Annotated in this window: 6 protein-coding genes and 1 tRNA gene; 3 read left to right on the top strand and 4 right to left on the bottom strand. The window is 61.3% G+C overall.

From position 1 onward, the window contains the following. The 3 genes from rnc to TX78_RS05835 all read left to right on the top strand — a co-directional run. On the top strand, positions 1 to 692 hold a 692-nt coding region (gene rnc, locus TX78_RS05825), incomplete at its 5' end, for a ribonuclease III (protein ID WP_044494596.1). Further along, entirely contained in the window at positions 685 to 1,920 is a 1,236-nt protein-coding gene (locus TX78_RS05830; protein ID WP_147640434.1) for an LCP family protein, read from the top strand. The genes rnc and TX78_RS05830, both read left to right, overlap by 8 nt. Then, positions 1,910 to 2,869, top strand: coding sequence for a glycosyltransferase family 2 protein (locus TX78_RS05835; RefSeq protein ID WP_044494598.1), 960 nt, complete (start codon positions 1,910 to 1,912; stop codon positions 2,867 to 2,869). The genes TX78_RS05830 and TX78_RS05835 overlap by 11 nt, the downstream gene beginning before the upstream one ends. On the opposite strand, the gene TX78_RS05840 is transcribed toward TX78_RS05835, so the two are convergent. The 4 genes from TX78_RS05840 to TX78_RS05855 all read right to left on the bottom strand — a co-directional run. Continuing rightward, positions 2,808 to 3,983, bottom strand: a complete 1,176-nt coding sequence (locus TX78_RS05840; RefSeq protein ID WP_044494599.1) for a glycosyltransferase family 2 protein — start codon at positions 3,981 to 3,983, stop codon at positions 2,808 to 2,810. The two genes, TX78_RS05835 and TX78_RS05840, sit on opposite strands and share 62 nt — an antisense overlap. Positions 3,984 to 4,058: 75 nt before the next feature. Next, a tRNA-Gly gene (locus TX78_RS05845) sits at positions 4,059 to 4,129 on the bottom strand. Positions 4,130 to 4,226: 97 nt separating this feature from the next. Continuing rightward, positions 4,227 to 4,763 carry a hotdog fold thioesterase gene (locus TX78_RS05850; RefSeq protein ID WP_044494601.1) on the bottom strand — a complete coding sequence of 179 codons (537 nt, stop codon included), beginning with the start codon at positions 4,761 to 4,763 and terminating at the stop codon, positions 4,227 to 4,229. Between the two features lie 435 nt (positions 4,764 to 5,198). After that, positions 5,199 to 5,965 (bottom strand): DDE-type integrase/transposase/recombinase (locus tag TX78_RS05855; protein WP_233722183.1); only part of this gene is annotated, 767 nt, incomplete at its 5' end.

A 5,965-nucleotide genomic window follows, 5' to 3' on the forward strand; every position in this document is an offset into this window, starting at 1 on the left:
CACACCGATCCTTCGCCTACGAGAACGAAGGGCTGCTCACCAACGAGCGCCAGGAGTTCCTCGGCGATTCGGTCCTTGGCCTGGCGGTCACTGATTTTCTGTATCGCACCTTCGAAGACCTGCCCGAAGGGGATCTGGCTAAGCTGCGCGCAGCCCTGGTCTCCACTCGGGCTCTGGCCCGGATCGCTCGCAGCTTAGGCGTTGGTCCGCATATTCGGCTGGGTGAAGGGGAGATGCGCACTAAAGGTGCTGAGAAGGATTCCATCCTTGCCGACACCATGGAAGCCCTGATTGGTGCTGCCTATCTCTCCACCAATATCGAAACCGCCCGGCAGCTGGTCCTGCGGCTGGTGACTCCGCTGCTGCAGGACAAAGAGGCGATGACAGCAGGCAAGGACTGGAAGACCACCGTCCAGGAACTGGCCGCTGAGCGCGGGCTGGGTGATATCAAGTACCTGATTGAGGATTTCGGGCCTGATCACAATAAGTCCTTTACCGCCACTTTGGTGATCGGCGGTGTGTCCTATGGCAATGGGGCGGGCCCTTCGAAGAAGGAAGCCGAAAGAGAAGCAGCACGCGTGACAGTGGAGCAACTCACTTCCGGCGAGGGCCAGGCCGATATTCTCACCCTGGTACTGGGCCGCTTCGAGGCTGCGCCGTCGTTATCAGGACAGGGAGAGGTCAGTGGCTGAGCGACCACCGCAGCAGCCCGGCCCACAGCCGCACCGGCCGCGTCGCGCACGCGGAGGAGTCGTTCCGGAACCAATGGCGGGCAAGGGCAGCACACAGGCCTCTGCCAGCGAGAAGAAACCACGACGCCGCACTAAGATCATCGCTATTGTCCTGGGCGTGATAGCTGTGCTGGTCATCGCCGCCGTTGTCATCGCCGGACTCTATCTGCGCCAGCTGCAGACCACCTTCGATGACAACCGCAATGTCATTGAAGAGCTTGATCTTGCCGATGACAGCGCATACCGGACCTCAGATGGCACCATCAATGTGCTGCTGCTGGGAAGCGACTCCCGTGGTGATGATGAGGAAAACTACCGCGCCAGGACCGGAGAAGGCGGAGCGCGCTCGGACGTGATCATGTTCGTGCACATTCCGGCGGATCGATCCGGGGTCTATGTCATGTCCATCATGCGCGATCTGTGGGTCGAGGTGCCCGGGCATGGATACGGCAGGGTGAACTCTGCGCTGGGAGCCGGCGGATATGAGCTCGTGGTGGATATGGTCGAGGAAATGCTCTATACCCATATCGACCATGTGGCGGTCATCGACTTCGAAGGATTCTCAGATCTGACCACGGCACTGGGCGGAGTCTACGTGGACAATCCTCAGGCATTCTCCGGCCGCGAGCATGATCCGGTTTTCTTCCCAGAGGGGGAGATTCGTCTCGAGGGCGAGGAAGCGCTGTGGTACGTCCGCGAGCGCAAGTCTTTCCCCATCGGTGACTATATGCGCGTGCAGAACCAGCAGCGTGTGGTCAAAGCCATCGTGCAGCGTTTTCTCTCCGGAGACACGCTGACCAATCCGCAGCGGGTGATGAATGTGGTGGAGTCCCTTGTCCCGTTCATGGAGGTGGATTCGGCACTGAATGCGGAGACAGTGGCCGGCTACGCCATGGAAATGCGCAACCTGCGGGCCAATGACATCCACATGTTCACCATGCCCACTGGCGAGCCCGCCGTGACTACCGGCGGCGCACAGGTGATCCTTCCGGATGAAGACATGATGCAGCTGCTGCAGACCTCTCTGAAGAATGAGAATATGCAAGGCTTCCTGGAGTATCTGGAGTTGTCCGAGGAAGGCGGTTCTTCGGCGTTCACGGGTGAGGCTGAAAGCTACACCCAACTGCCCGATGAGCCAGTAGGCCAGCTGATAGGTAAGATCGCGGGGGGAAGCCGCAATGCCCAATAAACCGGGCTCCAGCCAGATCACTGTAGAGGGCACGTGGATCCTGGTGTGCACATATCAGCGCAACGAGCTGTTGGCTCAGTTGCTGGACTCACTTGCTGCCGTACGTCTGCCGGCCGATTCCCCCTTGACCGCGCCGCAGGTCATCATCGTGGACAACGCGCCTGAGCCCGCCGCGGCACAGACCGTAGCCGAGCATCTGCCCAGCGCGGTGTACCTGCATCAGCCGGTGCCGGGAATCTCTTCGGCCCGTAACGCGTCGTTGGACGCGGTGCCGCAGAACGCGCAGGCGGTGATATTCATCGACGACGACGAATACGTTCCCTCCCACTGGCTGAGCGCCATGATCGACACCGCCAATGCCACCGGGGCTGATGCCGTGACGGGCCCGGTCCTTCCGGTGTTTGAAGAGGGCGAACCAGAATGGCTTACCAACTACGGTTTTGTCCGAAAGTTGGAGCATCCGGAAGGTCCGTATCCGCGCAGGCCAGCCACCCACAACTCCCTGGTGCGTTTCGAGTGGTTTGCCGAACGCGGGATGCGTTTCGATGAGATGTTCAACTTCACCGGGGGAGAGGATTCCGATCTCTTTGAGCGGATGCAGCGTGCCGGGGCGAAGTACTGGTGGACCAAAGATGTTCTCATCTACGAGACCATTCCAGCAGACCGCTCCACTCAGGCGTGGCTGCACCAGCGAGCCTCACGCGGCGGATACGTGCGCACACTGAAGATACGCCGTCGTCTCCCAGGTCCAGTTGTGCCGCTGCGGATCGCAGGAGAAGGCGTCCTGCGGCTGGGATACAGCGCAGCTCGGGTCTCCGCCAAGAAGCTGAGGCGCAAACCAGTGACCTTCAAAGACCATTACTACTGGCATGAAGGTCTGGGTATGATCACCGCTCTGGCTGGTCGCCGCCGGATCGAATACGCGCGGCCAGACGCTCAGCCCGAGTGAGCGCCCCCTCAGTCAGCTGCCGGGCCTGTCCGGCTGCGGCTGAGCCACGCAGCTTCGCCTGCGCAGCCCATGGGCGCAAGCCCTCAAGGGAAGGCAACCCGGGCTTACGGAAGAACCACATGCTCTGTGGATACTGCCACCGGTGCGCCCGTGGGTCGGAGAGGTAGCAGCAAGCAATTTCCCATAGCAGGGAACGAACCTCCTGACGGTGCTCGGGCTGCACACGAGAGAACTGCCGCAGGTACCAGGTGACGAAGAACTTCTCGAAGCGAGTCTCCAGATAGTCCTGGAGGAGGCCCTCCTGTTGCAGCCACTTCACCTGGGCCTTCTCCAGGGTGAGACATTTGTGGAAGTACCCTGGGCCCACTGCATTAACCATGGATCCCGCCACATCGGCGTAATATATGTAGACGGGCTCATCACGCAGCAGACAGACATCGGCGGCTTGGAGAACCTGCAAGAAGAACAGGGTGTCCTGGCCGGCTGCGCCTTCCACCTGCTGCAGTTTTTGTTCCTTAAGCCACTGAGTACGCACCACCATTGCTTCGATAGAGGTTGGGCGGAATCCGGTTCGGCGCAGCGCATTCTTGCTGAGCCGGATCAGACCCTCGGCATCGGCGAGCTTGCCATAGTGCGGTCTATTCGGCAGCAGCCGCTGCTGACCATTGCGGTCGGTGATCTCGTCTCCCAGGGCGAACTGAGCGCGCGGCTCCGCCTCAAGATCCTCCACGAGCTTCCAGTACCCGTCGTCGAGCATCTCGTCATCGGGATCCAGGTACGTGAGGTAGTCAGTGAAGGCGAGTTCCAGCCCGGTATTGCGCGGCCGGGACGCTGAACCCGACCCGCCCTCGGGATGGAAGAATGCCGTCACATTGGGATGAGCCACCGCGAGCTCTGTCACCGCTTCCCGAGTGGCGGTATAGGTGGAGCCGTCGTCTATCAGCAGGATGTGCATCTGCGCGAAGTAGGCGGAGTTCACCAGCGATGGGAAGGCCCTGGTACGCAGAAGCTCACCGTTATTGAAGACTGGGATGATCACGGCAAGCCGAAGGCGGTGGTTGCGGGCTGCGTCTCGCGCTTCGGCAGTGACCGTTCTAAGATCCGATGCTCGCACAGGCTCTCCTTCGGCGGTGCAGATACAGAAAAACCCCTGTCCGTTACGTAGAACGTCAGGGGTTTTCCTTCAGCGAGGGGGTGACGGGAATCGAACCCGCGTAGCCAGCTTGGAAGGCTGGGGCTTTACCATTAAGCTACACCCCCGGCAGGCGCCCTTTGAGCGCCTGTTTACTTTAGCAAGCTACGCGCCACTGTGCCAAAACCGCCACGCCGTTCGCTGAAGTGGACAGTGTGCAGTGGGTCAGCCCCGCGGGTGCAGGATCATATTTGTCATCCGCGCCGTGGACAGTCGTCGTCCCTGGTCATCGCGCATGACAATCTCATGGCTGGCCAGCTGCTTACCCAGGTTCAGTGGGATGCAGGTGGCCCAGACCAGCCCCTCGGTGGCGCCGCGATGATGGGTGGCACCGAGTTCTGTCCCCACTACCGGATACTCGAGCCCCAGATTCACCCGGGCGTGCAGGATGGTGGCCACAGAGCCTAGGGTCTCGGCTAGGGCCAGATGGGCGCCGCCGTGCAGCAGGCCAACATTCTGCTCATTTCCGGCCACCGGGATAGTTGCCACCACTTTATCCGGGTGCATTTCGCGGTAGACCAGCCCGAGTTTCGCCCCCAGGGGCGTGATGCCATGAGGGCCCATCCATTCGTGGTACTCGGCCGGTATTCCGGCTGCTTCCAGGCGAGCAAGGCGCTCATCTTCGTCCGGGAAAGGTGTGGGGACGCCCGGGAAAGGGAGTCCGGGGCGGTAAGTAGTGTCCTCGGAAGAATCATCGGTCATGCAGATAACTTTATCGGCCTATCCGCGTGGGGTGATCGGGCTCAAGCGTGTCGTGGTTCTGAATGGCGCAGTGGCTGGAGCAGTAATGCGGTCCGATGGGACAGGTGGGACGTCCAGTGAAGGCTTTTTCGCGGGGATCGCGTCATGTCCCATGCCCCATGCGCATTACGAGGATGCTCAAGATATCTCGAAAGGTATTGAACAGCATGAACGAATAGAACATAGCTTCGATAGATGGAAGGGCGCGCACAGGTATAAAGCCAGGGCGCAAGGCCGGTACAAGGGGCGATCACCATGGCAGCTTCATCCACCAGCAGCGCCAGCAGTGCCCCTCCCATGCCTGAGCATCTAAGAGTTCTCGCTGGGGGACTGGAGTTTAGTGTGGCATGGAAGCAGCGAGTCATAGCCCGGAATGCCGAAGCCGCGACCATCACCTCATTGGTGGAGTACCGGGAACGCGTCATCGCCGCCTATGGAGCCGTAGAACCGCTCGATCTTCCCGCGGCCTTGCGGGACACCGACCCGAGAGTGGATGAGCTGGACCTTGGTGTCCAGACAAACCCGCTCAAGGCGGGCGGAGGTGAAATCGGCGCCGTGGTCTGAATAGAGCACCTCGGGCAATCCGCAGACCGGCCAGGCAAGGTTCGTCTTGGGATTGACGGCTTGGTGGAAGGCAAGCGCTGTCTGCTCGGCGCTCGGAGCACCGAGAAAGACGGTGTAGCCAGACGCTGCACGGGAGTAGTCGTCCAGCAGCGCGGTCAACCAGGGCCGGGCCGGGGCACCGGTCTTGTCCAGAATCGCGACGTCTAAAAGCGTGTGGTCGGCCTGCCATTGCTCGTTCGGGCGTACTGCTGTTCGGCGTAAGACGAGTTCGAACTGGTCTCGGTAGGCGGCGTCGCCGTGCTGGGCCAAGGTGCGTAGGCCCGGGTCAATGCCGGCGATGACCGCCCGGACGCTGGAATAGCTCGGCACGGTGAGTCCCCGATCGGCGGCGATGTCGCTGATGCGGCGATGGATGAACGCGGCCGTGGGCTCAGGAGATCCAAGCGCCAGCGCTTCGATCATCTCCACCAGCTCAGACGGGATGCGCCGTCTGCCGCTATCAGCCCGGCGGGGACGATCCAGGCCACCGGAGCTCGGCTCAGCGCGGTACTGTGCCGCCCAACGGGAAAGTGTGCGTAGCGGTACGCCGGATTCTGCGG

The sequence above is a fragment of the Nesterenkonia massiliensis genome (assembly GCF_000455245.1).
In the GTDB taxonomy this organism is placed as follows: Bacteria; Actinomycetota; Actinomycetes; order Actinomycetales; family Micrococcaceae; genus Nesterenkonia; species Nesterenkonia rhizosphaerae.